At 67.1% G+C, this 25,271-nt stretch carries 24 protein-coding genes and 3 tRNA genes; 15 read left to right on the top strand and 12 right to left on the bottom strand.

All coding sequences use genetic code 11. The annotated features are described in order from the left end of the window. Positions 1 to 43 precede the first annotated feature (43 nt). Positions 44 to 2,485 carry a hypothetical protein gene (locus tag MU449_RS10860; protein ID WP_244738100.1) on the bottom strand — a complete coding sequence of 814 codons (2,442 nt, stop codon included), beginning with the start codon at positions 2,483 to 2,485 and terminating at the stop codon, positions 44 to 46. Positions 2,486 to 2,636: 151 nt separating this feature from the next. Between MU449_RS10860 and MU449_RS10855 the strand changes: the two genes are divergently transcribed. Next, entirely contained in the window at positions 2,637 to 3,341 is a 705-nt protein-coding gene (locus tag MU449_RS10855; RefSeq protein WP_244738099.1) for an SIMPL domain-containing protein, read from the top strand. Between the two features lie 9 nt (positions 3,342 to 3,350). On the opposite strand, the gene MU449_RS10850 is transcribed toward MU449_RS10855, so the two are convergent. Further along, entirely contained in the window at positions 3,351 to 4,334 is a 984-nt protein-coding gene (locus MU449_RS10850) for a hypothetical protein (protein WP_244738098.1), read from the bottom strand. Positions 4,335 to 4,553: 219 nt separating this feature from the next. Here MU449_RS10850 and MU449_RS10845 point away from each other — a divergent pair, with 219 nt between their 5' ends. Further along, the gene (locus MU449_RS10845) at positions 4,554 to 5,465 is read left to right on the top strand and encodes a bile acid:sodium symporter family protein (protein WP_244738097.1); all 912 of its coding nucleotides are present in this window, start codon (positions 4,554 to 4,556) and stop codon (positions 5,463 to 5,465) included. Positions 5,466 to 5,518: 53 nt separating this feature from the next. On the opposite strand, the gene MU449_RS10840 is transcribed toward MU449_RS10845, so the two are convergent. Further along, positions 5,519 to 5,602, bottom strand: a tRNA-Tyr gene (locus MU449_RS10840). Between the two features lie 109 nt (positions 5,603 to 5,711). Here MU449_RS10840 and rlmB point away from each other — a divergent pair. After that, positions 5,712 to 6,494 (top strand): 23S rRNA (guanosine(2251)-2'-O)-methyltransferase RlmB, encoded by a 783-nt coding sequence (gene rlmB / locus MU449_RS10835; RefSeq protein ID WP_244738096.1) that lies wholly within the window; start codon positions 5,712 to 5,714, stop codon positions 6,492 to 6,494. A 241-nt stretch (positions 6,495 to 6,735) separates the two neighbouring features. Next, positions 6,736 to 7,158: a CoA-binding protein gene (locus MU449_RS10830; protein WP_244738095.1), complete on the top strand. Its 423-nt coding sequence runs from the start codon at positions 6,736 to 6,738 to the stop codon at positions 7,156 to 7,158. Here MU449_RS10830 and MU449_RS10825 read toward each other — a convergent pair. From MU449_RS10825 to hisA, 3 genes are read right to left on the bottom strand one after another with little or no spacing between them, the layout of a single operon-like run. Then, positions 7,136 to 7,444 carry a phosphoribosyl-ATP diphosphatase gene (locus MU449_RS10825; protein WP_244738094.1) on the bottom strand — a complete coding sequence of 103 codons (309 nt, stop codon included), beginning with the start codon at positions 7,442 to 7,444 and terminating at the stop codon, positions 7,136 to 7,138. The two genes, MU449_RS10830 and MU449_RS10825, sit on opposite strands and share 23 nt — an antisense overlap. After that, entirely contained in the window at positions 7,441 to 8,202 is a 762-nt protein-coding gene (gene hisF, locus MU449_RS10820) for an imidazole glycerol phosphate synthase subunit HisF (RefSeq protein WP_244738093.1), read from the bottom strand. Before hisF ends, MU449_RS10825 begins: the two co-directional genes overlap by 4 nt. After that, complete coding sequence (gene hisA, locus MU449_RS10815) at positions 8,196 to 8,915, bottom strand: 1-(5-phosphoribosyl)-5-[(5-phosphoribosylamino)methylideneamino]imidazole-4-carboxamide isomerase (protein ID WP_244738092.1); 720 nt, start codon at positions 8,913 to 8,915, stop codon at positions 8,196 to 8,198. The genes hisF and hisA overlap by 7 nt, the downstream gene beginning before the upstream one ends. A 71-nt stretch (positions 8,916 to 8,986) precedes the next feature. On the opposite strand from hisA, the gene MU449_RS10810 reads away from it, so the two are divergent. Beyond that, entirely contained in the window at positions 8,987 to 9,334 is a 348-nt protein-coding gene (locus tag MU449_RS10810; RefSeq protein ID WP_244738091.1) for a DUF2147 domain-containing protein, read from the top strand. Here MU449_RS10810 and hisH read toward each other — a convergent pair. The 5 genes from hisH to MU449_RS10785 form a co-directional block, all read right to left on the bottom strand. Further along, positions 9,331 to 9,966, bottom strand: coding sequence for an imidazole glycerol phosphate synthase subunit HisH (gene hisH, locus MU449_RS10805; RefSeq protein WP_244738090.1), 636 nt, complete (start codon positions 9,964 to 9,966; stop codon positions 9,331 to 9,333). The two genes, MU449_RS10810 and hisH, sit on opposite strands and share 4 nt — an antisense overlap. After that, a complete protein-coding gene (hisB, locus tag MU449_RS10800; RefSeq protein WP_244738089.1) occupies positions 9,966 to 10,550 on the bottom strand; it encodes an imidazoleglycerol-phosphate dehydratase HisB in 585 nt (194 codons plus the stop codon). Before hisB ends, hisH begins: the two co-directional genes overlap by 1 nt. 66 nt (positions 10,551 to 10,616) lie before the next feature. Continuing rightward, a tRNA-Gly gene (locus MU449_RS10795) sits at positions 10,617 to 10,691 on the bottom strand. A 16-nt stretch (positions 10,692 to 10,707) separates the two neighbouring features. Next, a tRNA-Gly gene (locus MU449_RS10790) sits at positions 10,708 to 10,782 on the bottom strand. A 151-nt stretch (positions 10,783 to 10,933) separates the two neighbouring features. Continuing rightward, on the bottom strand, positions 10,934 to 11,131 hold the full coding sequence (locus MU449_RS10785; protein ID WP_244738088.1) for a hypothetical protein: 198 nt from the start codon (positions 11,129 to 11,131) through the stop codon (positions 10,934 to 10,936). A gap of 224 nt (positions 11,132 to 11,355) precedes the next feature. Here MU449_RS10785 and MU449_RS10780 point away from each other — a divergent pair, with 224 nt between their 5' ends. Beyond that, a complete protein-coding gene (locus MU449_RS10780) occupies positions 11,356 to 13,677 on the top strand; it encodes an ATP-dependent helicase (RefSeq protein WP_244738087.1) in 2,322 nt (773 codons plus the stop codon). Between the two features lie 427 nt (positions 13,678 to 14,104). Here MU449_RS10780 and MU449_RS10775 read toward each other — a convergent pair whose 3' ends face one another. After that, positions 14,105 to 14,314 carry a DUF1127 domain-containing protein gene (locus MU449_RS10775; RefSeq protein WP_244738086.1) on the bottom strand — a complete coding sequence of 70 codons (210 nt, stop codon included), beginning with the start codon at positions 14,312 to 14,314 and terminating at the stop codon, positions 14,105 to 14,107. Positions 14,315 to 14,580: 266 nt separating this feature from the next. On the opposite strand from MU449_RS10775, the gene MU449_RS10770 reads away from it, so the two are divergent. From MU449_RS10770 to murD, 9 genes are all read left to right on the top strand, one after another. After that, a complete protein-coding gene (locus MU449_RS10770) occupies positions 14,581 to 15,633 on the top strand; it encodes an Mrp/NBP35 family ATP-binding protein (RefSeq protein WP_244738085.1) in 1,053 nt (350 codons plus the stop codon). 600 nt (positions 15,634 to 16,233) lie between these two features. Next, a complete protein-coding gene (gene mraZ, locus MU449_RS10765) occupies positions 16,234 to 16,746 on the top strand; it encodes a division/cell wall cluster transcriptional repressor MraZ (RefSeq protein ID WP_244738084.1) in 513 nt (170 codons plus the stop codon). A gap of 4 nt (positions 16,747 to 16,750) precedes the next feature. Further along, positions 16,751 to 17,725 carry a 16S rRNA (cytosine(1402)-N(4))-methyltransferase RsmH gene (rsmH, locus tag MU449_RS10760; protein ID WP_244738083.1) on the top strand — a complete coding sequence of 325 codons (975 nt, stop codon included), beginning with the start codon at positions 16,751 to 16,753 and terminating at the stop codon, positions 17,723 to 17,725. Then, positions 17,725 to 18,069 (top strand): cell division protein FtsL, encoded by a 345-nt coding sequence (gene ftsL / locus MU449_RS10755; RefSeq protein WP_244738082.1) that lies wholly within the window; start codon positions 17,725 to 17,727, stop codon positions 18,067 to 18,069. The genes rsmH and ftsL overlap by 1 nt, the downstream gene beginning before the upstream one ends. After that, positions 18,066 to 19,871 carry a peptidoglycan D,D-transpeptidase FtsI family protein gene (locus tag MU449_RS10750; protein ID WP_244738081.1) on the top strand — a complete coding sequence of 602 codons (1,806 nt, stop codon included), beginning with the start codon at positions 18,066 to 18,068 and terminating at the stop codon, positions 19,869 to 19,871. Before ftsL ends, MU449_RS10750 begins: the two co-directional genes overlap by 4 nt. Before the next feature lie 10 nt (positions 19,872 to 19,881). Further along, the gene (locus MU449_RS10745; protein WP_244738080.1) at positions 19,882 to 21,351 is read left to right on the top strand and encodes a UDP-N-acetylmuramoyl-L-alanyl-D-glutamate--2,6-diaminopimelate ligase; all 1,470 of its coding nucleotides are present in this window, start codon (positions 19,882 to 19,884) and stop codon (positions 21,349 to 21,351) included. Further along, complete coding sequence (locus MU449_RS10740) at positions 21,348 to 22,763, top strand: UDP-N-acetylmuramoyl-tripeptide--D-alanyl-D-alanine ligase (protein WP_244738079.1); 1,416 nt, start codon at positions 21,348 to 21,350, stop codon at positions 22,761 to 22,763. Before MU449_RS10745 ends, MU449_RS10740 begins: the two co-directional genes overlap by 4 nt. A gap of 9 nt (positions 22,764 to 22,772) precedes the next feature. Further along, the gene (gene mraY / locus MU449_RS10735; protein ID WP_244738078.1) at positions 22,773 to 23,852 is read left to right on the top strand and encodes a phospho-N-acetylmuramoyl-pentapeptide-transferase; all 1,080 of its coding nucleotides are present in this window, start codon (positions 22,773 to 22,775) and stop codon (positions 23,850 to 23,852) included. Continuing rightward, entirely contained in the window at positions 23,852 to 25,264 is a 1,413-nt protein-coding gene (murD, locus tag MU449_RS10730; RefSeq protein WP_244738077.1) for a UDP-N-acetylmuramoyl-L-alanine--D-glutamate ligase, read from the top strand. Before mraY ends, murD begins: the two co-directional genes overlap by 1 nt. The last annotated feature ends 7 nt before the right edge of the window (positions 25,265 to 25,271 follow it).

The raw sequence follows: 25,271 nt of genomic DNA, 5'->3' as shown, positions 1-25,271 counted from the left end.
GGTGTGACGTAAAAGGCCGTCTCCGAAAGGAGGCGGCCTTTTCTTATCCCCGCGGCATTTCCAGGGCGAACAGGCGGCTGCCCTTTTGGTAATGCACCGCATTCTCGGTGATGGCCGCCACCACGCCGCCATCCATCCGGTCGCCCACGCGCAGACGGGCGATGCGCCCGTTGGACTGCCGCACCAGCGCCGTGCGGTTCGAATCGCTGCCCGAAATGCTGATGACGTTGGTCTGGTTCAGCGCCATGGCGGCGGTCTGCGTCGCCTGCTGCGCGACGGAGGCGCGGGTGGGGATGCTGGGCGCGCGAGGGGTCGGCTCGGGTTCATCATCCGCTTCGGGTTCGGCCCGGGCGACCTGGGCGGGCTGCGTCTGCGGTTGTGGCGCACGGATCGCCGCCTGTTGCGCCGGGGGCGCCGCGACGGGCGTCTGCACCGGTGCGGGGGCCATCGCCGCCGTCAGCGCCGCCTGCACCGCATCGCGCGAAATGCCCGAGGGTCGCATCTCCGGCCGTTGCGACGCGATGACGGCCAGCGGCGTGCCGACATCGCTGGCGTCGGGCACGATGGAGGCGGCCGACGCGTCCTCCGCTGGTGCGGGGGCAGGGGTGCGCAGGGCGGGGCGCAGGCTGGCGGTCAACGCGCCCTCGGCATCCTCGGCTTCGGTCAGTTCCTCCACCGTCGGCTCGGCCGGTGCGGCCGGAGCTTCGGGCGCGGCGGGGCGGGCCTGCGGCCGCGTATCGGGCAGCGCCACCTCGGCGATCACCGCAGCCGCCGTCTCGGGGCGAGATTCGGGGCGGCGCGCGGGGATGGCGGGGGGGGCGGGGACCGCTTCGGGCGCATCCGCGACGACGGTTGCGGGCGCGGGGGCTTCGGGGGCGGAGGTTTCTGGGGCAGGAGCGGCGGTTGCCACAGCTTCTCCGGGGGGCGACGACGCAACCGCATCATCCGCCGCGACGGCTTCGGGGGTCGGAACAGGGGCGGGGGTCGGGACCGCAGCGACGGTCTCCGCGACAGGCGGCTCGACGCTGGCGATCACCGGGGGCACAACCTTCTCCGGGGCCGCTTCGGCGACGGTCGTCGCCGGCGCCGCGGGCGTCAGCAGGGCAAGCGTCGCCCGATAGGCGCCGTCACGGGGTGCCTGCGGGGTCAGCAGGGATTGGACCGCGGCATAGGAGGCGGGGGGAGCCAGCGCCGACACCGCAGGCGGCTGCCGGTCGGAATAGGCCGACACCGCCGCCACGATCCCCAGAACCAGCAGAAGAAGCGCAGTGAGGATCAGACCGAGATAGCGGGGACGGCGCGATTTCGGGGGCGGAGGTGCCTCCGTCGCCGTTTTCCTGGGCGTCGGACGATTCTGCATGACCCGCAGCGGTGGTGGCGTCAGATCCTCGGGTGTGGAGGCCCCCACGGTGGCGGGACGGCTCAGCGACGGCTCCTGCCGCCCAATGCCGGGGTCCTGTTTGATCGGTTTGGGCGCGGCAGCCGGACGCTCGGCCCGCAGGGTCGGGACCGCCGGGGCGGGCTGGAACGACGGGTGATCGAAGACCGGCGCGCCGACCAACGGCGTGGCCGCATCGGCGGCAGATTTCTGCGCGGGCACGGGATTTGGTGCTTGCACCACGGGTGCGGCCACGATCGGCTCAGGCTCAGGCTCAGGCTCAGGCTCAGGCTCAGGCTCAGGCTCAGGCTCAGGCTCAGGCTCAGGCTCAGGCTCAGGCTCAGGCTCAGGCTCGCGTTCAGGCTCGGGGGCCCAGACCGGGTCCGGCTCGGTCACGGGGGCCGGATCGGCGTGCTCCTCGGGCGTGTCCTGTTCGGGCAGGGCGTTGGTGGCCGCCGCCTCATCATGGATGGTCTGCGGGTTCTCATCCCACGCCGGGGTGTCATCCCAAGGCGCGGTGGGGGTCTCGATCTCCGGCTCGGCATAGCCGTCTTCGACGAAGGCGGGGGCCACCTCGGCCGTGGGGGCGGGGCTGGGCAGGATCGGGAAGGCGGGGTTCGCGGCCTCGTCCCCCAGAAACCGGGTGGCGACCATGGTCGCGCCGAACCACGGCTGTTCCGGCTGGCGACCTTCGGGGGCGCGGGCGGCAAAGCCGATGGGGTTGAAGCCGTGGTCGGTGGCAAAGCCCTCCGCCTCGTCCAGGGTTTCGCGGGCGACGACGGCCAGCGCCGCGCGGGCACCGTCGCGCACCCAGTCATGGGCCAGATCGCCCACATCGTAGGGGGTCAGCCCATCCAGCGCGGCGAGGATCTGGGCGTCTTCCTCCCCCTCATGCAGGGGGGCGGAGGTGTAGAGGACCTGCGAATTGGGCAGAACGATGACCGTCGTGACCCCGTCCGGCGCAAGCGCCTCGGCCTGTTCGCGCAAGGAGGCGAGCGCATCGGCGTCATCGGGCGCGGCCTGGCCCAGCGGGGACCACCCCGCCTCGGTCCGCTGCAGGAGGGCGACGGCATCGTCATGGAACAGAAGGGCGAAACCTGGGATCATCGGAGGGGACACACTGCTCTGGGGATCGGGGTTAGCCCCCGTTTTGCCAAAACTCTAAAGCAGCTTTCCGCCGAAAGGAAGGAGAACCCCGACCGCTGGCAAATTTACGCTATATATCGCGAGTCTGCGTCTGGAATGCCAAGGAGGATCCATGAAACTGTTGAAAGCCTGCGTATTGGGAACGGCCCTGACATTGCCGATGGCCGCCCTGGCCGATGGCAAGATCGAGGTGACGGGGCAGGGACAGGTGTCCATCGCGCCCGACATGGCGACGGTCACCCTGGGCGTCACCTCCCAAGGCGACACCGCCCAGGCGGCGATGGAGGCGAATGCCGCCGAACTGACCCGCGTGATGGAGCGTCTGACCGGTGCCGGAATTGCCGAGGCGGATGTGCAGACCACCGGCCTGCAACTCAACCCCAACTGGGCCGAGGGTGAAAACCAGGCCCGCCGGATCGACGGCTACACCGCCGAGAACATGGTCACCGTCAAGGTGCGCCAGCTGGACGGTCTGGGCGGTGTGCTGGATGCCGCCGTGGCCGACGGGGCCAACACGCTGAACGGGATCGCCTTCGATCTGGCCGACCCGAAACCCGCGATGGACGAAGCCCGCAAGCGCGCCGTGGCCGACGCGGTGGAGCGGGCGCAGCTGATGACCGAGGCGGCCGGCGTCCGTCTGGGCAATATCGAGCGGATCAGCGAAGGGGGCAACGTGTCGGTGCCGATGCCGATGTATCGCATGGCGGCGGAGGCGGCCTCGACCCCCGTTTCGGCGGGCGAGATCACCCGCGATGCGCAGGTGACCATCGTGTTCGAGATCGACGAGATGAAGCGGGAAGGCGGCCCCGGCAACTGATCGCGGCGGTTACCGCGCCCACAACCCTTCGCGCTTGATGCGGTTGCGGATGGCCTGCTCCTTGCGGGGCAGGTCGTCGCGGTCGAACATGGCGCGCACCTTGTCGCCCGCCCCTTCGTACAGCATCTTGCGCGCCGCGCCGTATTTCTGCAGGCGCGGGCGAATGTCCTTCTGGGCGGCGACGCGTTTCATCATGTCCACCGCCGCGTCGCTTTCGCGCGCGAACATCAGCGGCAGGACGCGCCAGTGGCAGGTGACATCGCCGTCCAGTCCCGCCAGTTCCGGCCCCGGACGTCCCCCGCCCAAGGACGCGATCACCAGCGGCAGGGCCACCTGATCCAGCCACGGTTCCAACGTCTGCAAGGCCACGGGGTCCGGGCGGTCGCGCCACAGGGTCGTGGCGATTTCCAGAAACTTCGCGCCGAACGCCTTGGGGCTTTTGTGAAAGAACCAGCCCGCGTTGAAATAGAGATAGCGTTGCCAGTAATCGGGCGGCTCGTCGGGATCTTCGGTGGGGGGGAAGGGGATGCCGAAATGGTCGTAAAGCGCCTGCCACGTCTGGCCCACGGTCGGGCCATACAGTTCCTCCACCGGCCAGGTGTTTTCCCGCTTCATCGAGGCGGAGGGGCGTTTGAAGTCGAATTTCACCTTGGAAAAGCTGCCGGTGACGATCGTGTCGGTGTCCAGAAACAGGAAAGGCTTGTCGGGCAGAGCGGACAGGGCCTCGATCTTGTTGCCGTTGGGATAGGCGGCGCCGAAGACCTGATTGTCGAAGGGCAGGATCTCGGCCCCCAGATCCTCAAGACATGCGCGGGTCTGGCGGCTCATCCGCGGGTCTTCGGGCCACAGGGGGCCGGGCTGGGGTTCGGCGATGAACAGCGTTCCGGGAAAGCTCGGGTCGGCCAGACGGAGCGAGGTGGCGAGGATGATCGCCTCATGCTCCAGCCGTCCGGCCTGACCGATGGCGAGGATGTTGAACTTCTGACGCGCCATGTCACGCCTCCGGGTCGGGTGATTCTGTATCCCTTATAGGGTGTTGCGGGGGCCGCACAAACAGCGCAGATGCCCCGGGGCGGGGTGCTGTGGCGGGCGGGTGACGTGCCCTTGTCCGTGATCACGCCTTGATCTCATTCCCCCGCCCCGCTATGGCCGCGTAATAGTGTTGCGCATATGGGGGGAGATATGTCGTCAATTGCCAAGATATCGGCGTTCGTGGGTAAGACATTTGCGTTCTGGGTGGTTCTGTTCGCGGTTCTGGGCTTTCTTCTGCCCGACACGTTCCGCCAGCTGACGCCATGGATCGTCACGCTTTTGGGGATCATCATGTTCGGGATGGGGCTGACCATCTCGGCCGATGATTTCCGCGAGGTGGCGCGGCGTCCGTTCGATGTGGGTGTGGGCGTGCTGTCGCAGTTCCTGATCATGCCGCTGCTGGCGGTGCTGCTGACCAGGCTGATCCCGATGCCGCCCGAAGTGGCGGCGGGGGTCATCCTGGTCGGGTGTTGCCCCGGCGGCACGTCCAGCAACGTCATGACCTATTTGTCCAAAGGGGACGTCGCGCTGTCGGTGGCCTGCACCAGCGTCACGACGCTGCTGGCGCCCCTTGTGACGCCGTTCCTCGTCCTGATGCTGGCCAGCGAGTATCTTCCCGTGAACGCGGGCGCGATGTTCCTGTCGATCGTCAAGGTCGTCCTGCTGCCGCTGGCCTTGGGCTTTCTGGCGCAGAAGCTGCTGCCCTCCTTCGTGCGGGCGGCGATTCCGGCGCTGCCTTTGGTCAGCGTGACGGGCATCGTGCTGATCGTCGCGGCGGTGGTGGGGGCGTCCAAGGGGGCGATCGTCCAGTCGGGCCTGACGATCTTTGCCGTGGTCGTGCTGCATAACGGGCTGGGATACATGGTCGGCTTTTTTGCCGCGCGGGCCTTCGGCCTCAGCCTGGCCAAACGCAAGGCCATCGCGATCGAGGTGGGGATGCAGAATTCGGGGCTGGGGGCGGCGCTGGCCACGGCCTTCTTCTCGCCCCTGGCGGCGGTGCCGAGCGCCATCTTCAGCGTGTGGCACAATATTTCGGGGGCGCTGTTCGCCAACTACATGGCGCGGCAGACTGAGGACGATCCGCGGGCATGACACGGGGGGCCTGCTGCGGCAGGCCCTTCGGAAACCATGGGTTTTCAGGAAGATGGTGGGCGACCCTGGAATCGAACCAGGCATGAGTCGCCTCGGCGGAGTTACAGTCCGCTGCCGCACCTTGCAGCACGTCGCCCACTGAGGGCGGGACATATATATCCCCTTGGGGGGCGTCAAGCGGGAAAGTTCCACTTGCGCGCGGAGGGCGTCGGGGCGATTGTCCCCCCCTGCAATCGAGGTGCGAGAATGAGCAAGAAACCCTCCTGGGTGATCGACAAGGAACGCGCGCGCCGGGCCTCAGCCGCGGAAACGGTGTGGCTGTTCGGCATTCACGCGGTGCGCGACGCGCTGATGAACCCGGCGCGGCAGAAGTTGCGGCTGGTCCTGACCAAGAACGCGTTCGACCGCCTGGAGGAGGCCGTGACCGCCGCCGGGCTGGAGCCGGAAATCGTCGATCCGCGCAAGTTCGACGTGCCGATCGACCCCGAATCCGTGCATCAGGGGGCTGCGCTGGAAGTGAAGCCCCTGCACTGGGGGTCGCTGGCCGAGGTTTGCGCCGGGGGCGAGGGGGCGCCGCTGGTCGTGCTGCTGGACCGTGTGACCGACCCGCACAATGTGGGCGCGGTCCTGCGCTCGGCCGAGGTGTTCGGGGCGCGGGCCGTCGTGGCTCCGCACCGTCATTCGGCGCCGGAAACCGGGGCACTGGCCAAGACGGCTTCGGGCGCGCTGGAACGGCAGCCCTATCTTCGGGTGCAGAACCTGGCGGACGCGATGGAAGACCTGCGCGGCATGGGCTTCACCCTTCTGGGGCTGGACGGCGAAGCGGAGGCGACCATCGGCGAGGCGCTGGCCGAGGTGGGGGATCGCCCCGTCGCCCTTGTCATGGGGGCGGAAGGTCCGGGCCTGCGCGACAAGACGCGCGAGACGTGCGATCGCCTTGTGCGCATCCCGTTCCGCGACAGCGTGGGATCGTTGAATGTTTCAAATGCGGCGGCCATTGCGCTTTATGCCACGGCTGCGCGGGGCTGAGTGGCCGAAAAAGCACATTTTTCGATGCCGGTGACACACGTGATTGACTCATGGCGAAATAAATCTGCGAAAAAATCACAGAATCGCGAAGTGACTATGAAACAAAATTCGATTTGCTATGTTGTTGAGGAGGACGGGGCCGGAACCCCCGTTTCCTGACTTCACTGTCCCTCGTTCCGTAACTCGCGCCCGGTCCCCTGTGACCGGGCGTTTTTTTGTCTGCTGTATGTAAAGGTGCCTCATGGACGAAGACCTGATCCGATCCGTTCTTTTGTCCACGCGCAGCGTGGCGGTGGTCGGCTGGTCCGCCAACCCGGATCGGGCAAGCCACCGGGTGGCGGCCTATCTGAAAAATCAGGGGTATCGCGTGATCCCCGTCAATCCGGGGCAGGCGGGGCAGATGGCCTTGGGCGAACGCGTGATCCCCGATCTGACCGCGTTGGAGGAACCTGTGGACATGGTCGACATCTTCCGCCGGTCGGACGACGTTCTGCCCATCGTGGAGCAGGCCGTGCAGGTGCCGGGAATCCGAACCATCTGGATGCAGCTGGGGATCGAGAATGCGGAGGCGCGCGCGCTGGCCGAACGCCACGGGCTTGGGGTGATCGAAAACCGCTGCCCCGCGATCGAGATCCCGCGCCTTATCGGCGCGCTTTCTCGGTGATGCCGGAGGTGCCTTCGCGCCGTTCCAGTTCCGCCAGCACGTCGTCCAGCGTCACGTCCCGCGCGGCCAGCATCACCAGCAGGTGATAGAGAACATCGGCGGCCTCGGAGGTCAGCCGGTCGCGGTCGCCCTTCACCGCTTCGATGATCGCTTCCACCGCCTCCTCGCCGAACTTCTCGGCGCATTTTTCGGGGCCTTTGGCCAGCAGCTTCGCGGTCCAGGACGTGTCGGGATCGGCCCCCTTGCGGCCCTGGATCGTGGCATCAAGGCGGGTCAGCGCGGTCATGACATCCTCATGGGAATGCCGGCGGCGGCCATATGGGCCTTGGCCTCGCCGATGGTGTGGGTGCCGAAATGGAAGATCGACGCGGCCAGCACGGCGGATGCGCCGCCCTCCGTCACACCTTCCACCAGATGGTCCAGCGTGCCCACCCCGCCCGAGGCGATGACGGGAACGCTCACCGCATCAGAAATCGCGCGGGTCAGCGGCAGGTTGAACCCGGCGCGCGTGCCGTCGCGGTCCATGGAGGTGAGGAGGATCTCTCCCGCCCCCTTGGCGGCGACGGTGCGCGCAAAGTCCACGGCGTCGATGCCGGTCGGTTTGCGCCCGCCATGGGTGAAAATCTCCCACCGTCCATCGGCCACGGTCTTGGCGTCGATGGCGACCACGATGCACTGGCTGCCGAACCGATCGGCCGCGCGGGCGACCACGTCGGGATCGGCCACGGCGGCCGAGTTGAAGGACACCTTGTCCGCCCCCGCCAGCAGCAGGGCGCGCACATCCTCGGGCGTGCGGACGCCGCCGCCCACGGTCAGCGGCATGAAGCACTGCTCGGCTGTGCGTGTCACCAGATCGAACATCGTGCCGCGGTTTTCATGCGTGGCGTGAATGTCGAGAAAACACAGCTCATCCGCGCCTGCGGCGTCATAGGCGCGGGCGGCTTCGACCGGATCGCCCGCGTCGATCAGATCAACGAAGTTGACGCCCTTGACCACGCGGCCATCGGCCACGTCCAGACAGGGAATGATGCGGGTCTTCAGCATTTCAGGGCCGCCAAGGCTGCCGCAAGGTCGATCGCGCCGTCATAGAGCGCCCGGCCCGAAATTGCGCCCGCGATGACGCCGGTGTCGCGCAGGGCCGTCAGATCGCCCATCCGCGACACCCCGCCCGAGGCGATGACGGGGATCGACACCGCGCGGGCCAAGGCTTCGGTCGCCTCGATGTTCGGGCCGGCCATCGCGCCGTCGCGGTCGATGTCGGTATAGATGATGGCGCAGACGCCCGCGTCCTCGAAGGATTTGGCAAGGTCGGTTGCCATGACGTCGGTTTCGGTCGCCCAGCCTTTCGTGGCCACGCGGCCCTGACGGGCATCGATTCCCACGGCGATGCGGTCGGGAAACACCAGCGCGGCCTCGCGCACCAGCGCGGGGTTTTCCACCGCGACGGTCCCGAGGATCACGCGCGACAGGCCCTTTTCGATCCACATGGCGATGGTGTCCATGTCACGGATGCCGCCGCCCAGCTGGCAGGGAACGGTCACGCGGGACAGGATCGCCTCCACCGCGTCCGCGTTCACCGGATGGCCGGCAAAGGCGCCGTTCAGATCGACAAGGTGGATCCATTCGCATCCCGCCTCCTGAAAGGCCAGCGCCTGCGCCGCCGGATCGTCGCCGAAGACGGTCGCTTCCTCCATCTCTCCGCGCAGCAGGCGGACGCATTGACCGTCCTTGAGGTCGATGGCGGGATAGAGGATCATGGCGGCGCTCCGGTGATTGTCCCTGCCGTCCTAGCGCGGCGGGGCGCGGGGCGCAAATGGAAGGAGATCCGATGATCCGACTTTTGGCGCTTCTGCTGCTGGCCTCTCCGGCCATGGCCGACCCGATCGAAGGGGTGTGGCAGACCCAGCCCGACCGCAACGGGGTGACGGGGCAGGTGCGGATCGCGGCCTGCGGGGCGGGGTTCTGCGGCACGGCGGTGCAGGGGCCGCACAGCGGGACGCAGGTGTTTCGGGACGTGGTGCCGGAAGGCGCGCGCTATTCCAAGGGGCGGATCGTGAACCCCGAAACAGGCGACAGCTATGCCGCGCGGCTGATCCTTGATGGGGACCGGCTGGATGTGGGGGGCTGCATCCTTGCCATCTGCCGATCCGCCGGAACGTGGCTGCGGCTGGATTAAGGGCGCCAGCGCAGGAAGTTCGCGATCAGGCGCAGGCCGGTGGCTTGCGATTTCTCCGGGTGGAACTGCGTCCCCACCATGTTGTCCCGCCCGATGATCGCCGTCACGGGCGTGCCATAATCCACATGCGCCAGCCGTTCGGCCTGATCGGCGACGCGGAAGTGGTAGGAATGAACGAAATAGGCGTGATCGCCGGAGGAGATCCCTTCCAGCACCGGATGCGGATGATCGATCACCAGATCGTTCCAGCCCATATGCGGCACCTTCAGCGCGGCGTCGTCGGGCGTAATGCGCGCAACCTCGCCCCCAATCCAGCCGAAGCCGCGGGTGTCGTCGTATTCGCGGCCCCAGGTCGCCATCATCTGCATCCCCACGCAGATGCCCAGAAAGGGGCGGGCGCGGGCGGTCACCGCCTCCTCGATCGCTTCGAACAGGCCGCCGCGTTCGCCAAGCGCGCGGCGGCAGGCCGGAAACGCCCCGTCGCCCGGCAGGACGATACGGTCAGCGCGGGCGACATCCTCGGGCCGGTCGGTGACGATCACCGTCCCGCCCACATCCGCCGCCATCCGCTGGAACGCCTTTTCCGCTGAATGCAGGTTTCCGCTGTCGTAATCGACCAGAACCGTCAGCATCACAGCGCCCCCTTGGTGGAGGGGATTCCGGTCGCGCGGGGGTCCGGCTCCACCGCCTCGCGCAGGGCGCGGGCGACGGCCTTGAACGCCGCCTCGGCGATGTGATGGCTGTTGATCCCGTGGATCATGTCCACATGCAGCGTGATGCCGCCATGGGTGGACAGCGCCTGAAAGAATTCGCGCACCAGTTCGGTGTCGAAGGTGCCGATCTTCTCGGTCGGGAAGGGCACGTTCCAGATCAGATAGGGGCGCGCGGACAGATCCAGCGCGCACCGCACCAGCGCGTCGTCCATCGCGAGGTGAAAGCTGCCATACCGCCGGATGCCACGCTTGTCGCCCAAGGCGTGTGCCAGCGCCTGACCCAGGGCGATGCCGCAATCCTCCACCGTGTGGTGATCGTCGATATGCGTATCGCCCGTGGCCCGCAGGGTGATGTCGATCAGCGAATGGCGCGACAACTGGTCCAGCATATGGTCGAAGAACCCGACGCCGGTTTTCACGTCATAGACGCCCGTGCCGTCCAGATTGACGGACAGGGTGATGTCGGTTTCAGCGGTTTTGCGGGTGATGTCGGCGTGGCGCATTGCAATGTCCCATGATCTCCGCGCCTTATAGGGCGGTGATCCGGTTTTCGCAATGTCGATGATGTCTGGAGCGGGCGAGGCGATTCGAACGCCCGACCCTAACCTTGGCAAGGTTATGCTCTACCCCTGAGCTACGCCCGCACTCCATTTATCCAGTTGGAGCGGGCGAGGCGATTCGAACGCCCGACCCTAACCTTGGCAAGGTTATGCTCTACCCCTGAGCTACGCCCGCACCGTCTGGATGGGCGGGATTTAGGCCGTTGCTTCGGCGGACGCAAGGGAAAAAATCAGGGCGAACCAAAAGAAAAGGGCGGTGCGCGTGGCACCGCCCTTTGGGCTTGCGGGCTGGCTAGGGGCCGGGGCCCCATGGCGGGCTGGCGCGCTTATTCCGCCGCTTGGGTGGAGAAGTGGCCGCACCAGTCGTTGGCGCCCACGACCGGCCAGAACCCCTTGGCATCGGCCGAAGGCTGGGTCACCGGCGGATTGAAGCGGCACAGGCCGGCATCGTTCGCAACGGCCTGGGCATTGGCAGCGTGATCTTCGAAGAACGCGCAATCGGCGCAATGGTTGTGATGGCTCATATCCGAGGTCCTTCCATAATGTGGCGGAGGCGTTCGGCCTTCCTTGGAATAGTTCTAGATCGGCCGCCCGGCAGGGTCAAGAAAATAATCCAATAAAAACATATGGTTGACTGTTTCACTTGGGGATTTGCGGCAAGGAAAATGGTCGGGTTTGCAAAAGAAAAACTGTCAGGAACAGATTGGGAACGCTTTCCTTTGCCGCGCAAGGGCGCTAACCTCATGGCATGATTGACGATGATGACGCGTTCGAGGCCGCCGTGCCGCTCAGCCGTCGCGCGATGGCCGCGCGGCCTGCCCCCTATCTGGACGACCTGAATCCCGCGCAGCGCGCGGCGGTGGAGGCGTTGGACGGCCCCGTCCTGATGCTGGCGGGGGCGGGGACGGGCAAGACCAAGGCCCTCACCTCGCGAATCGTTCACCTGCTGACCACGGGACGAGCGCGCCCGAACGAGATTCTGGCCGTGACCTTCACCAACAAGGCCGCGCGCGAGATGAAGGACCGCGTCAGCCGGATGCTCGGCGGGATCGAGGGGATGCCCTGGATGGGCACCTTCCATTCAATCAGCGTCAAGATCTTGCGCCGCCATGCCGAGCTGGTGGGCCTGAAATCGAATTTCACCATTCTGGACACCGACGACCAGATCCGCCTGCTGAAGCAGTTGATCGTTGCCGCGAACATCGACGAAAAGCGCTGGCCCGCGCGGATGATGGCGGGAATCATCGACGGCTGGAAGAACCGCGCCTGGACGCCGCGCCGCGTCCCCGCGGTCGAGGCGGGGGCCTTCAACCACCGTGGGACGGAAATCTATGAGCAGTATCAGGACCGGCTGAAAAATCTGAATGCCGTGGATTTCGGCGATCTGCTGCTGCATGTGCTGACGATCTTTCAGGACCATCCCGACGTGCTGGCGCAATATCAGCGCTGGCTGCCCTATATTCTGGTGGACGAATATCAGGACACCAACGCGGCGCAGTATCTGTGGCTGCGGCTTCTGGCGCAGCAGCACAAGAACATCTGCTGCGTGGGGGATGACGACCAGTCGATCTATGGCTGGCGCGGGGCCGAGGTCGGCAACATCCTTCGTTTCGAAAAGGATTTCCCCGGCGCGAAGGTCATCCGGCTGGAGCAGAACTACCGCTCCACCGAACATATCCTGGGTGCGGCCTCCGGCGTGATCGCCACCAATGCGGGGCGTCTGGGCAAGACGCTGTGGACCGATGCGACGGGCGGCGAAAAGGTGCGCCTGATCGGCCACTGGGATGGCGAGGAGGAGGCCCGCTGGATCGGTGAGGAGATCGAGCGCCTGTCCCGTAAGGGCACAGGCTTGGACGACATGGCGATTCTGGTCCGCGCGTCCCATCAGATGCGCGCGTTCGAGGATCGGTTCCTGACCATCGGTCTGCCCTATCGCGTGATCGGCGGCCCCCGATTCTATGAGCGGTTGGAGATCCGGGACGCGATGGCCTATTTCCGGCTGGTCATCTCGCCCGAGGATGATCTGGCCTTCGAGCGGGTGGTGAATACCCCCAAGCGCGGCTTGGGCGACAAGGCGCAGCAGACCATCCAGCGCACCGCGCGCGAAGCCGATGTGCCGCTGCTGGAGGGCGCGCGGGCGCTGCTTGCGGCCAAGGGGATCGGCGGGAAGGGCGCGGCGCAGCTGCGGCAATTCATCGACGGGATCGACCGTTGGCATGCCGACATTCAGCGAGGGCGCAACCATATCGAACTGGCCGAGGTGATTCTGGACGAATCCGGCTATACCGCCATGTGGCAGAACGACAAGACGCCCGAAGCGCCGGGGCGGCTGGAAAACCTCAAGGAACTGGTGAAGGCGCTGGAGGGGTTCGAGAACCTTCAGGGCTTCCTCGAACACGTCGCGCTGATCATGGACAACGAACAGGGAGAGGCGGAGCAGAAGGTGTCGATCATGACCCTGCACGCGGCCAAGGGGCTGGAATTTCCGGCGGTCTTTCTGCCGGGGTGGGAGGATGGCCTGTTCCCCTCGCAGCGCGCGATGGACGAATCGGGGCTGAAGGGCTTGGAGGAGGAGCGGCGGTTGGCCTATGTCGGCATCACGCGGGCCGAGACGCTGTGCACCATATCCTTTGCCGCCAACCGCCGCGTCTATGGTCAGTGGCAATCCGCCCTGCCGTCGCGGTTCATCGACGAATTGCCCGAGGAGCATGTGGACGTGCTGACCCCGCCTGGCCTGTATGGCGGCGGGTTTGGGGCTGCGGCCACCGCGATGGATCAGCGGGTGGCCAGCGCCGATGTCTACAACTCCCCCGGCTGGAAGCGGATGCAGGACCGGGCGACCTCACGCCCCGTGAACCAGCCGCGCGAGGCGCGGGGCGTGGTGATCGACATGACGGCCGTGGCGAAGTTCGCGGTCGGGGATCGCGTGTTCAACACCAAGTTCGGCTACGGCCTGGTGCAGGGGGTGGAGGGCGACAAGCTGGACGTGGCCTTTGAAAAGGCGGGGCTGAAAAAGGTCGTCGCCAGCTATGTCGTGGCGGCGGATCAGGCGGACGACGTGCCCTTCTGATCCGGGCTGCGCCTTCGGCCGCTCGAAAACCTGACATTCGGACATAAAAAAACGGCGACGCCCAGGGAGGAGGAGGGGCGTCGCCGTCTTTTTCGCGTCACGCGACCCCAAGGGAGGAGGGGGAGCCGCGGAGCCTGTGGAACGCCGCCTTGGGAGGAGGAGCGGCAACGTTCCAGTCTTGCGGCCACCCAGGGAGGAGGAGGGGTGACCGAAGAGGGTGACGATGCCCCAGGGAGGAGGGAGAGACATCGCCTTTTGCCCGCAGCGGCCAGGGAGGAGGGGCCGCCGGGACGAAACTGGTGCGGCGACCCCAGGGAGGAGGAGAGGGTCGCCGCGGGTCCGATCGGCCCAGGGAGGAGGAGGGGCCGTCCGTACATCGTTGGGGCCGTGGCCCCGAAACCTGTGCCGGTATGTCCGGCGTCAGACCTTACTTACTATAAGCGGCCTGAAATGCCACTTCACGGATGCTCGACCGGGACATTCCCAGATCGGCAAGATCGCGCGTGGAGAGGGCGTTCAGCTCGGCCACCGTCTGACGATAGACGGCGCGACGGTGCAGCGCGGTCTTGATCATGGACAGGAACCCGCCTTCAACGCGAACGCCAGCATTTTCAACGCCATAAACTGCTTGTGCCATCTCGACCTCACATCATGTTATCAACCGCGCTGGCCTTGGCCCATTCCTTGGTTCGCGCTGTTGAGGACAATTTGGTGCGAACCGCCGTCCGGCACAATCCGGGTTCTTGGCAATACCGCCATGCGCTTGCCGCATGGCTAGGTCAGGACTGCATGCCTATTCCGGGGCGACTTGCCCGATTTCAGGGCGGCGTGCGAACGATCCGGGGTGGGCACTTGTGCTTTGCGGCGATCTGCCCGACCTGTGGGGCAAGCAAGGAGGCTGTCATGACCGTTACCCGCGAGGCCGTTCTGGCCGTTCTGGATGGGATCGCCGTGCCGGGGGGCACGTTGCGGTCGCGCGACATGATCCGCGCGCTTGGGGTCGATGGGGGGTCCGTGCGATTCGTGATCGAGGCCCCGTCCGCCGAAGCCGCGCAGGTGATGGAGCCGCTGCGCACCGCCGCGCAGGCGGCGGTGGAGGCGATGCCGGGCGTCACCGCCGTCTCGGTGGCGCTGGTGGCCCCGCAGGCGGCGCCAAGCCTGAAGATCGGGCGTCACCCGACGCCGCAGGCGGGCCCGCAGCCGGTGCCGGGCGTGGCGCGGATCGTGGTCGTGGGGTCGGGCAAGGGCGGGGTGGGCAAGTCCACCGTGTCCTCGAACCTGGCCGTGGCGCTGGCGCGGCAGGGACGGCGCGTCGGCCTGCTGGACGCCGACATCTACGGGCCCTCGCAGCCGCGCATGATGGGCGTGTCCAAGCGCCCCGGATCCCCCGACGGCAAGACGATCATCCCGCCGCGGGCGCATGGCGTCACGATGATGTCGCTGGGCCTGATGGTGCCGGAGGCGGAGGCGATCGTCTGGCGCGGGCCGATGCTGATGGGCGCGATGCAGCAGCTTCTGCATCAGGTGGAGTGGGGGGAGCTGGATATCCTGCTGATCGACCTGCCGCCGGGGACGGGCGATGTGCAGCTGACCCTGTGCCAGAAGACCGAGCTGACCGGCGCGATCGTCGTGTCCACCCCGCAGGACGTGGCGCTTCTGGATGCGCGCAAGGCGCTGGACATGTTCAAGCGTCTGGGAACGCCGGTTCTGGGATTGGTGGAGAATATGTCCTCGTTCGTCTGCCCGTGCTGCGGCCACGAATCGCATATCTTCGGGCAAGGGGGCGTGCAGGCAGAGGCCGCGCGGCTGGATTTGCCGTTTCTGGGCGCGCTGCCGCTGGACCTGTCGGTGCGGCTGGCCGGGGATTCGGGCGTTCCCGTGGCGGCGGGGGAGGGCGAGATCGCCCGCGCCTATGCCGATCTGGCCGCCGCTCTGGTCGCCCGCGACCTTGCCTGACGGGACAAGGTGGGAAAGACGGGATGATCTGGGAAACCGCCCGGATCACGCCCGCTTCACGGTCCCGCGATTCGCCTGAGACCCGGCCGATCTGTTGCAGATGTGCCGCAAGGATCGGCGGAGTAGGGATATCCTCAGGGTTCTGTCGGGTTTGAATCAAACGCATCGGGATGCGGTGGGATACTACATATGGTGGGGTTGATTGCCCGCATTTCGATATATGTGCGGCGGCCACGGCGTATTCCGCAGGGGCGCAAGATCAAGGCGCGCGAAGATGCGCCGATGCCCGGGCCGCGCTCCCATCTTTTTCCTTTACGTCCCACCTTATCCCATGTCATCCATATCCCACGACGACGAGGGAACACGTGATCAGGGGCGCTAAGACCCCGACAGGCGCAGACCTTTCAGGTTTCATACAGGCACACCCTCGTCCACATAACAGATCCGGCGCGCGGCCGAGCAGACATCCCCCAGGTGGGCGCGCGCAGCTGGACACCCAATACGATGGGACAGACCGGCGGATCGGGCAGTGGCAGCCGCTCGATCCGCCTTTTACGTTCGGGGATCCCCCCCGGACCGTAAGCAGGAAGCGGCAGGACCGTGGCAGAGGCGTTCAGAGGCGAGTTCAACCAGAAGGTTGACGCAAAGGCGCGGGCGCTGATCCCCGTGGCCTTTCGCCGTGTTCTGGACGCGGGCGATCCCGCCGAAGGCCAACGCACCCGTTTCATCATGGTCTATGGCGACGAACGTCGCAAATTCGTCGAATGCTACACCATGGCCGAAATGGCCCGCCTGGAAGAGGCCATCGCCAGCCTGCCGCGCGGCAGCGTCGAACGCCGCGTGCTGGAGCGGAACTTCATCACCCTGTCCGTCACGGTCGAGATCGACGACGATGGCCGCATCGTCCTGCCCACCCGGGTGCGGGAAAAGCTTGGCATGGCGGCGGATGAGATCAAGGGTTCGGTGGAGGCGGTGTTCGCCGGCGCACTCGACACGTTCCAGATCTGGAAACGCGACGCGTTCGAGGCCAATCTGGCGGCCCAGGAGGCCGAGGACATGGCCCTGCTGGCCGATGGCCGCGACATGCTGACCCTGCTGCCCCCGAAGGAGTGATCCGATGGAGGCCACCCCCCATATTCCCGTCCTGCTGAAACCGCTGCTTGAGGCGGTGGCCCCGGTGCGCGGCGTCTGGTTGGACGGCACGTTCGGCGCGGGCGGATACGCGCGCGGTCTGCTGGATGCGGGCGCCGATCACGTCATCGGCGTCGATCGCGATCCCTTGGCGGTGGAGATGGCCGCCCGGCAGGATTGGGGCGACCGTCTGACGCTGGTGCAGGGGACCTTCTCCGAGCTCGACCGTCATGCGGGGCGGCCTCTGGACGGTGTCGTGCTGGATCTGGGCGTATCCTCGATGCAGCTGGACATGGCCGAACGCGGGTTTTCCTTCCTGCGCGACGGGCCCTTGGACATGCGGATGGGGGCGGACGGCCCCTCCGCCGCCGATCTGGTGAACACGCTGGACGATGCGGCGCTGGCCGACATCCTGTATCATTACGGCGAAGAGCGTGCCTCGCGCCGCATCGCGGGGGCGATCGTGCGCGCCCGCAAGACCGCGCCGATCCGCACCACGCTGGCCCTGGCCGAGATTGTCGCCGCCTGCCTGCCGCGTCCGAAGCCGGGGCAGAGCCATCCCGCCACCCGCAGCTTTCAGGCCCTCCGCATCGCCGTGAACGCCGAGTTCTCTCAGCTTGTGCAAGGGTTGGAGGCGGCGGAACGCGCGCTGGCCCCGGATGGGCAGCTGGCCGTCGTCACCTTCCATTCGCTGGAGGATCGGATCGTCAAGCGGTTCATGCAGTCCCGCGCGAAGACCGAAGGCGGCGGCAGCCGCTATGCCCCCGCGCAGGTGGTGGACGCCCCGCGCTTCACGCTGGTGACCAAGCGCGCGGTCGGCCCCGATGACGAGGAACTGGCGCTGAACCCCCGGTCACGGTCGGCCAAGCTGCGCGTGGCGCGGCGCACCGACGCGCCCGCGGGCACGGTCGATCCCGATGCGCTGGCCGTGCCGCGCCTGCCCACCAAGGGCGGGCGCTGATGCGGCCGCTGATCTACATCGCCTCGTTTCTGGCCGTTCTGGTCGCCGCTTTCTGGGCGTATCGCGAGAATTACGCCACGCAGGAACTTCTGAAGAACGTGTCGGGCCTGAACCGCCAGATCGCGAACCTGCGCGCCACGCTGGACATCCAGAAGGCGGAATGGGCGTATCAGAACCGCCCCGAACGGTTGCAGCAGTTGGTGAACGCGAACTTCGACCGGCTGCAGCTTCTGCCGTTTCAGGCCGAACAGTTCGGCACCCCGCAGCAAGTCACCTATCCGCCCGAACCGTTGTTCGGGCTCACCATCGACCCCAACGCCGCCCAGGACGAGTTGATCCCATGATCCGAGTGCCCCTCCGCCCCTTGGCCCGTATTCTTCAGGCCCGCCAGCGCGGCGAAAACCCCGACACGATCGAACGGGAGAACCTGCGCCTGCGGCACGAATCGCAGCGCGACAAGGCCCGCACGCGCGCCGAAGGGCGGCTTTTGTTCATGGGCCTTGCGTTCTTTATGGTGTTCACCGTGATCGGGGTGCGGATGGGCAGCCTTGCCTCCACCGAACCGACCGAGCCGCGCCTGGCCCTTCCGGGGTCCGAGATTTCGGCCAATCGCGCCGACATCACCGACCGCGAGGGGCGGGTGCTGGCGACGAACCTGTCGACCTATGCCCTCTATGCCCACCCGCAGGACATGATCGACCCGGCCCGCGTGGCGCGCCAGTTGGCCGAACTCTTTCCCGACATGAACGAGGCCGACCTGCGCGCCCGTTTCACCGACGGGCGGAAGTTCATGTGGATCCGGCGCAAGCTGTCGCCCGAACAGATGCAGGCGGTGCATGACATCGGCGATCCGGGCCTGCTGTTCGGTGCGCGCCAGATGCGGCTTTATCCCAACGGGCATCTGGCCTCGCACATCCTGGGCGGATCGACCTTCGGGGCCGAAGGCGTCTCCTCGGCCGAGGTGATCGGCACGGCGGGGATCGAACGCGCGCTGGACGACCGCCTGCGCGATCCGGCCCATACCGAACCCTTGCAACTGTCGATCGACGTGACGGTGCAGCAGGCGATGACCAGCGTGCTGGACGCCGGGATGCGGATGATGAACGCCAAGGGGGCGGCCGGCATCCTGATGAACGTCCACACGGGCGAGATCGTGTCGCTGGTCTCCTTGCCCGATTTCGATCCGAACGACCGGCCTGCCCCGGTGCTGACCGGCGATCCGGGCGACAGCCCGCTGTTCAATCGCGCGGTGCAGGGCGTGTACGAGCTGGGCTCCACCTTCAAGATATTCACCGCCGCGAACGCCATCGAACTGGGTCTGGTCAGCAAGGACACGATCATCGACGGCAACGCACCGCTGATCTGGGGCAAGCACCGCATCCGCGAATTCCAGAACAAGAACTACGGCATCCAGACCGTGTCCGAGGTGATCCAGCATTCCTCCAACGTCGGCACGGCGCGCATCGCGCTGGAGGTGGGGGCCGAGCGGCAGAAGACCTTCATGCGACGTCTGGGCCTGTTCGACCCGTCGCCCATCGAATTGGTGGAGGCGCCGGGCGCGCGGCCCATCGTGCCCGTCCGCTGGCCCGAGATCGTGACGATCACCACCAGCTATGGCCACGGGATCGCGGCCAGCCCGATGAACCTGGCCACCGCCTATGCCGCCATTGCCAACGGCGGCATCCGCGTGACGCCCACGCTTTTGCGCCGTGACGGCCCCGCCGTGGGCGAACGGGTGATGAGCGAGAGCACCGCCCGCGATTCGCTGCAGATGCTGCGCGAAGTGGTGACGCTGGGCACCGCCAGCTATGCCCGCATTCCGGGCTATGCGGTGGGCGGCAAGACCGGAACGGCGGACAAGCCGAACCCGCGCGGCGGCTATTACAACGATCGTGTGGTGAACACCTTCGCGTCCATTTTCCCCACGGACGCGCCGCAATACGTGTTGATCGTCACGCTGGACGAACCGTCCGACAATACCCTGTCCCAGCCGCGCCGGTCCGCCGGGTGGACGGCCGTGCCCGTCGCGGCGGAGGTTATCCGCCGTGTGGCCCCCCTGATGGGCCTGCGCCCGGTTGCGCCCGAAGGCGAACGGCGCGATCAAGACGACACGCGGGGCGACCAGATGGCCTCGGTCGGCGAATGACGGAGGTTTCATGGCGCGACGCAATACATCGCTGGCCGATCTTGGCCTGACCGCACGGGGTGGGCGCGAGGCGCGGATCACCGGCATCACAGTCGACAGCCGGCAGGCGCGCGACGGCTTCCTGTTCGCGGCCCTTCCGGGCAGCATCATTCACGGCATCGAATTCGCGGAGGCGGCCCTGACGCTGGGGGCCGCCGCGATCCTGACCGACGCCGAGGGCGCGGCGCGACTGGGGGCGGTGGATGCGGCGGTGATCGTGGCCGAGGATCCGCGCCAGTCGCTGGCCGGTGCGGCGGCGCTGTGGTTCGGTCGTCAGCCGGCGCATGTGGTGGCGGTGACGGGAACGAACGGCAAGACGTCCGTCGCGAGTTTCACCCGACAGATCTGGCAGGCGCTGGATCTCGCCGCGATCAACATCGGCACCACGGGGGTGGAGGGGGCGTGGACCGCGCCGTCGCCCCACACCACGCCCGAACCCGTGACCCTGCACCGGATGCTGGCCGAAGCCGCGACGGCGGGCGTGACCCATGCGGCGATGGAGGCGTCCTCCCACGGGTTGGACCAGCGGCGGTTGGACGGGGTGCATCTGAAGGCGGCGGGGTTCACGAACCTGACGCAGGATCATCTGGATTACCACGCGGGGCTTGAGGACTATTTCGCCGCCAAGGCGGGGCTGTTCACCCGCCTTTTGCCGCCCGATGGCGTGGCGGTCATCAATCTGGACGATCCGCGCGGGGCGGAGCTGGCACGTCTGTCCGCCGAACGCGGGATCGCCACGATGGGGGTGGGCGTGTCGGACAAGGCCGACCTGCGGATCATGGCGCAGCGGTTCGATGCGACGGGGCAGGACCTGCGGCTGATGTGGAAGGACGTGGCGCATCAGGTGCGGCTGAACCTGATCGGCGGCTTTCAGGCGGCGAATGTGATGCTGGCGGCGGGCCTTGCGATCGGGGCCGGCGCCCCCGCGCGGGAGGTGTTTGCCGTGCTGCCCGCCCTGACCGGGGTGCGGGGCCGGATGGAAAAGGCCGCGACCCGCGCGAACGGGGCGGCGGTCTTTGTGGATTACGCCCATACGCCCGACGCCATCGCGACCGCGCTGCGCGCGCTGCGCCCGCATGTGCTGGGCCGGATCGTCATCGTGATGGGCGCGGGCGGCGACCGCGACCGGACGAAGCGCCCGCTGATGGGGGCTGCGGCGGCCCAGAATGCGGATGTGGTTTTCGTGACCGACGACAACCCGCGCAGCGAAGACCCTGCGGCGATCCGCGCGCAGGTGATGGCGGGATGTCCCGATGCCATGAACGTGGGCGACCGGGCCGAGGCGATCCTGCGCGGTGTGGACGCCCTGGGGCCGGGCGACGCGCTGCTGATCGCGGGCAAGGGGCACGAGACGGGGCAGGTCGTCGGGGGCGATGTGTTCCCGTTCGACGATGTGGAACAGGCCTCGGTGGCCGTGGCGGCACTGGATGGCGTGATATGAGCTTGTGGACTTCGGCGGATGCGGCGGCGGCCACGGGCGGCGTGACGGGAACCTGGGTGGCGACGGGCGTGTCCATCGACACGCGCACGCTGCGCCCCGGCGATCTGTTCGTCGCGCTGAAGGCCGAACGGGACGGGCATGATTTCGTTGCCCAGGCGCTGGACAAGGGGGCGGCGGCGGCGCTGGTCACCCACCGGCCCGAGGGCGTGGCCGCCGATGCGCCGTTGCTGGTCGTGCCGGATGTGCTGGCTGCGCTGGAACGGCTGGGGGCTGCGGCGCGGGCGCGGACGGGCGCGCGGGTGATCGCGGTGACCGGATCGGTCGGCAAGACCTCCACCAAGGAGATGCTGCGCGCGGCGCTGGCCTCGCAGGGGCGCATCCACGCGGCGGAGGCGAGTTACAACAACCATTGGGGCGTGCCGCTGACGCTGGCGCGGATGCCGGCGGACACCGATTTCGCCATCATCGAGATCGGCATGAACCACCCCGGAGAGATCGCGCCGCTGGCTCGATTGGCCGCCCCCCATGCGGCGATCGTCACCACCGTCGCGCCCGCCCATCTTGCGGCCTTCGACGGGGTGGAGGCCATCGCGCAGGAAAAGGCCGCGATCTTCGAGGGGCTGGTGGAGGGCGGCATCGCCATCTTCCCCGCCGATCTGGCGGTCACGCCGATCCTGCGCGCGGCGGCGGGGGCTCATGTCCTGACCTTTGGCGAGACGGCGGGCGACCTGCGCGCCACCGAGATCCGCCAGTCCGAAATCGCGACCGTGGTGAAGGCCGAACACGGGGCGGAGACGTTCGTCTACAAGATTGCCTCGCCCGGGCGGCATTTTGCGCGGAACGCGCTGGCGGTGGTGGCCTTGGCGCGGGCCGAAGGTCTGGACATGGCACTGGTGCTGGCCGATCTGGGCCATTGGGCCCCGCCCTCGGGCCGTGGCACGCGCGAGGCAATCGTGCTCGACCCCATCGACGGGGCGCGGTTCGATCTGGTGGACGACGCGTTCAACGCCAACCCCGCCTCGATGGCCGCAAGCCTGGACCTTGTGGCGCAGATGCAGCCCGAACACGGGATCGGGCGCATCGGCAACGGCCGCCGCATCGCCATTCTGGGCGACATGCTGGAGCTTGGGGCGCTGGAAACCGCATTCCATGCCGACATCGCCAAGGATGCGAACCTTGCCGCCTTTGCGCTGGTCCATTGCGTGGGTCCACGTATGCGCGCCCTGTACGACGCGCTGCCCCGCCGCCAGAAGGGCGAATGGGTGGAAAATGCCGCCGATCTGGCGCGGGAGGCCCGATCGCTGGTCGATGCGGGCGATATCGTGCTGGTCAAGGGGTCGAAGGGGATCAAGGTCAGCCTTGTGGTTGACGCCCTGCGCAAACTGGGGCAAGGCCCTGCCGCTTCGGAATAGGGAATTCGGATGCTCTACCTTCTCTCGCAACTTTCGGACGGTGGCGACGTCTTCAACCTGTTCCGGTATATCACCTTCCGGGCGGGGGGCGCGTTCTTCACCGCGCTGATCTTCGGCTTCGTCTTCGGACGTCCGCTGATCAATTTCCTGCGGGTGAAGCAGAAGCGGGGCCAGCCTATCCGCTCGGACGGGCCGACGACCCACTTCTCAAAGGCCGGAACGCCGACGATGGGGGGGCTTTTGATCCTGACCTCGCTTGTGATCTCCACGCTGCTGTGGGCGCAACTGTCCAACCCCTATGTCTGGATCGTGCTGCTGGTGACGCTGGGCTTCGGCCTGATCGGCTTTGCGGACGATTACGCCAAGGTGACCAAGCACACGGTCGCGGGCGTGTCGGGCAAGGTGCGGATGGGCCTCGGGATCCTGATCGCCTTCATCGCGTCCTTTGCGGCGGCCAGCTTCCATCCGCCGGGGCTGACGAACAATCTGGCGCTGCCCTTCGTCAGCACGCTGATCGATCTGGGGATTTTCTTCGTGCCGTTCGGGATGATCGTGATCGTGGGGGCGGCGAATGCCGTGAACCTGACGGACGGGCTGGACGGGCTGGCGATCATGCCGGTGATGATCGCCTCGGCCACCTTGGGGGCCATCGCCTATGCCGTGGGGCGGGTGGACTTCACCGATTATCTGGGCATCCATTACGTGCCGGGAACGGGAGAGCTGCTGATCTTCGTCTCGGCGCTGGTCGGCGGGGGCCTTGGGTTCCTGTGGTACAACGCACCCCCGGCGGCGGTGTTCATGGGCGATACGGGCAGCCTTGCGCTGGGCGGCGCCTTGGGCGCTATGGCCGTCTGCATCAAGCATGAGATCGTGCTGGCCATCGTCGGCGGCCTGTTCGTGGTGGAGGCGTTGAGCGTCATCATTCAGGTGCTGTATTTCAAGAAGACCGGACGGCGCGTGTTCCTGATGGCCCCGATCCACCATCATTTCGAGAAGAAGGGCTGGGCCGAGCCGCAGATCGTCATCCGGTTCTGGATCATCTCGCTGATCCTGGCGCTGATCGGTCTGGCCACGCTGAAGGTGCGCTGATGATTCCGGTTCAGGGGGTTCAGGGGCAACGGATCGCGGTTCTGGGCCTTGGCCGTTCGGGCTTGGCCACCGCCCGCGCGCTGCTGGCTGGCGGGGCAGAGGTGCTGGCCTGGGACGACAGCCCCGAATCGCGCGCCAAGGCGGAAGGGGAGGGGCTGACCCCCGTGGACCTGACGCGGCACAGCGCCTTTGACGGCGTGGCCGCCCTGATCGTCAGCCCCGGCATCCCGCATCTCTACCCCGAGCCGAATGCGATCATTGCCCGCGCGCTGGATCTGGGCGTGCCGGTGGACAACGACATCGGGTTGTTCTTCCGCTCCTTCGCCACGCAGGACTGGGACGGGTTCGACCAGATGCCGAAGGTGATCTGCGTCACCGGATCGAACGGCAAATCCACCACCACCGCGCTGATCCATCACATCGTGACTGAGGTGGGGCGTCCGGCGCATATGGCGGGCAATATCGGGCGGGGGGTTCTGGACCTCGACCCGGCCGAGGATGGCGCGGTCGTGGTGCTGGAGCTGTCCAGCTATCAGACCGAACTGGCGCGTGCGCTGACGCCGGATGTGGCGGTCTTCACCAACCTGTCGCCCGACCATCTGGACCGGCATGGCGGGATGGGCGGCTATTTCGCGGCCAAGCGGCGTCTGTTCACCCAAGGTGGCCCCGATCGCTGCGTCATCGGCGTGGATGAGGTTGAGGGGCGGTTTCTGGCCAACCAGATGGGCACGGGCGCGGCGGATGACCGGGTGATCCGCATCTCCTCCGGCACCAAGCTGGAGGGGTTCGGCTGGTCCGTCTATGCCCGCAAGGGGTTTCTGAGCGAATGGCGCAAGGGGCGGCAGGTGGCCTCCATCGACCTGCGCGGGATTGCGGGCCTGCCCGGTGGGCACAACCATCAGAACGCCTGCGCCGCCTATGCGGCCGCCCGCACGCTGGGCCTTTCCCCCCGCGACATCGAGGCGGCGCTGCATTCCTTCGCCGGTCTGCCGCATCGCAGCCAGGTGGTGGGCGAACGGAACGGCGTGCGGTTCGTGAACGATTCCAAGGCCACCAACGTGGACAGCGCGGCCAAGGCGTTGCAGGCCTTTCCCCGCATCCGCTGGATCGCGGGGGGGATGGGCAAGGACGGCGGCATCGCCGCGCTGTCGCCCCATCTGGGCGCGGTGACCAAGGCCTATCTGATCGGGCATTCGGCGCGGGATTTCGCCCTGCAACTGGGCGCAACCCCGCATGAGATCTGCGAGACGCTGGACGTGGCCGTGGCCCGCGCGGCGGAGGAGGCCGAGGCGGGGGAGGTGGTCCTTCTGGCCCCCGCCGCCGCCAGTTTCGACCAGTATCCGAACTTCGAAAAACGGGGCGAGCATTTCACCCGGCTGGTTTCGGAACGTCTGGTCGCCGACGGGGCCTGACCCTCTC

It is taken from the genome of Falsirhodobacter halotolerans, assembly GCF_022899245.1.
GTDB lineage: Bacteria > Pseudomonadota > Alphaproteobacteria > Rhodobacterales > Rhodobacteraceae > Falsirhodobacter > Falsirhodobacter halotolerans.
Note: the sequence above shows the minus strand (reverse complement) of the source record. Positions and strands in the feature narration are given on the sequence as shown.

Excerpts from the sequence above, each read along its gene's own strand:
- MU449_RS10860 (WP_244738100.1), bottom strand. The coding sequence starts at position 2,485 with ATGATCCCAGGTTTCGCCCTTCTGTTCCATGACGATGCCGTCGCCCTC.
- MU449_RS10855 (WP_244738099.1), top strand. The coding sequence starts at position 2,637 with ATGAAACTGTTGAAAGCCTGCGTATTGGGAACGGCCCTGACATTGCCG.
- MU449_RS10850 (WP_244738098.1), bottom strand. The coding sequence starts at position 4,334 with ATGGCGCGTCAGAAGTTCAACATCCTCGCCATCGGTCAGGCCGGACGG.
- rlmB (WP_244738096.1), top strand. The coding sequence starts at position 5,712 with ATGAGCAAGAAACCCTCCTGGGTGATCGACAAGGAACGCGCGCGCCGG.
- MU449_RS10830 (WP_244738095.1), top strand. The coding sequence starts at position 6,736 with ATGGACGAAGACCTGATCCGATCCGTTCTTTTGTCCACGCGCAGCGTG.
- MU449_RS10825 (WP_244738094.1), bottom strand. The coding sequence starts at position 7,444 with ATGACCGCGCTGACCCGCCTTGATGCCACGATCCAGGGCCGCAAGGGG.
- hisF (WP_244738093.1), bottom strand. The coding sequence starts at position 8,202 with ATGCTGAAGACCCGCATCATTCCCTGTCTGGACGTGGCCGATGGCCGC.
- hisA (WP_244738092.1), bottom strand. The coding sequence starts at position 8,915 with ATGATCCTCTATCCCGCCATCGACCTCAAGGACGGTCAATGCGTCCGC.
- MU449_RS10810 (WP_244738091.1), top strand. The coding sequence starts at position 8,987 with ATGATCCGACTTTTGGCGCTTCTGCTGCTGGCCTCTCCGGCCATGGCC.
- hisH (WP_244738090.1), bottom strand. The coding sequence starts at position 9,966 with ATGCTGACGGTTCTGGTCGATTACGACAGCGGAAACCTGCATTCAGCG.
- hisB (WP_244738089.1), bottom strand. The coding sequence starts at position 10,550 with ATGCGCCACGCCGACATCACCCGCAAAACCGCTGAAACCGACATCACC.
- MU449_RS10785 (WP_244738088.1), bottom strand. The coding sequence starts at position 11,131 with ATGAGCCATCACAACCATTGCGCCGATTGCGCGTTCTTCGAAGATCAC.
- MU449_RS10780 (WP_244738087.1), top strand. The coding sequence starts at position 11,356 with ATGATTGACGATGATGACGCGTTCGAGGCCGCCGTGCCGCTCAGCCGT.
- MU449_RS10775 (WP_244738086.1), bottom strand. The coding sequence starts at position 14,314 with ATGGCACAAGCAGTTTATGGCGTTGAAAATGCTGGCGTTCGCGTTGAA.
- MU449_RS10770 (WP_244738085.1), top strand. The coding sequence starts at position 14,581 with ATGACCGTTACCCGCGAGGCCGTTCTGGCCGTTCTGGATGGGATCGCC.
- rsmH (WP_244738083.1), top strand. The coding sequence starts at position 16,751 with ATGGAGGCCACCCCCCATATTCCCGTCCTGCTGAAACCGCTGCTTGAG.
- ftsL (WP_244738082.1), top strand. The coding sequence starts at position 17,725 with ATGCGGCCGCTGATCTACATCGCCTCGTTTCTGGCCGTTCTGGTCGCC.
- MU449_RS10750 (WP_244738081.1), top strand. The coding sequence starts at position 18,066 with ATGATCCGAGTGCCCCTCCGCCCCTTGGCCCGTATTCTTCAGGCCCGC.
- MU449_RS10745 (WP_244738080.1), top strand. The coding sequence starts at position 19,882 with ATGGCGCGACGCAATACATCGCTGGCCGATCTTGGCCTGACCGCACGG.
- MU449_RS10740 (WP_244738079.1), top strand. The coding sequence starts at position 21,348 with ATGAGCTTGTGGACTTCGGCGGATGCGGCGGCGGCCACGGGCGGCGTG.
- mraY (WP_244738078.1), top strand. The coding sequence starts at position 22,773 with ATGCTCTACCTTCTCTCGCAACTTTCGGACGGTGGCGACGTCTTCAAC.
- murD (WP_244738077.1), top strand. The coding sequence starts at position 23,852 with ATGATTCCGGTTCAGGGGGTTCAGGGGCAACGGATCGCGGTTCTGGGC.